Source organism: Clostridium sp. CAG:43 (genome assembly GCF_000434655.1).
Taxonomy (GTDB): domain Bacteria; phylum Bacillota; class Clostridia; order Lachnospirales; family Lachnospiraceae; genus Otoolea; species Otoolea fessa.
Genome location: NZ_FR894983.1, coordinates 1 through 708 on the forward strand (window position 1 = coordinate 1; position 708 = coordinate 708).

The 708-nt window shown below is 38.4% G+C and carries 2 protein-coding genes; both read left to right on the forward strand.

Annotated elements, in window-relative coordinates:
* Positions 1 to 155 (forward strand): helix-turn-helix domain-containing protein (locus tag QVO97_RS00420; protein WP_288188473.1); only part of this gene is annotated, 155 nt, incomplete at its 5' end.
* Positions 131 to 361, forward strand: coding sequence for a hypothetical protein (locus QVO97_RS00425; RefSeq protein WP_288188471.1), 231 nt, complete (start codon positions 131 to 133; stop codon positions 359 to 361). The genes QVO97_RS00420 and QVO97_RS00425, both read left to right, overlap by 25 nt.
* Positions 362 to 708: the final 347 nt, after the last annotated feature.

Below are 708 nucleotides of genomic sequence, written 5' to 3' on the forward strand. Positions count from 1 at the left end.
GTTATCGTCTGGAAAATACGAGGGATTCTATTACAAATATTTGTCTGGATAGTGGATTTGAAAGTCAAAGAACGTTTAACCGAACATTTAAAGAAAGATACAAAATATCGCCGAGTGACTATCGGAGTAAATGCGTGAAAGATATGTTATTATAAACGGTTCTATTAATGGAAAAGAGCTTTCTGTATCCACAAAGAAAAATCCGGAACGGAAGTTGCAGACGGAAAACCATACCGTTATAGGAAAAGCAGCCGGAGACTTCCAGAACCAACAGAAGATCCAGAAAAATGATCGTGAACAGAGGCTGGCAGGAATCTACTACAACCGAGGAAGAAATGCAGGCTGTAAACCGGAACATTAATGAGCAGAAAAAGCAGGCCATCGATACGCTACGGCAAACCATTAAGGAATGGGACATTTCATGAAAAATTGGAGAAACTGTTTCCAGAATTAAAATAGACACATATAATTGAACCGGCCTTTCATACATTGAGAGGGCATTCTTAATCAAAACATAGGGGAAATCCGTATAGAAATCAATGAAGATACAAAGGAAACAATGCAGGAGAAGATTAAACGGATGCCGGTTACAGAAGCAAGCCGAATGGCAGTGTACTAAAATTTGGTGGATGTAATTAAAGAAAAAATATGATATAATGTGAGTAACAAGTCGGAATTTGCCTGGCTGTATCCGTCTATCCATGAGAA

Coding starts and splice junctions, on each gene's coding strand:
- QVO97_RS00425 (WP_288188471.1), top strand. CDS start 131: ATGCGTGAAAGATATGTTATTATAAACGGTTCTATTAATGGAAAAGAG.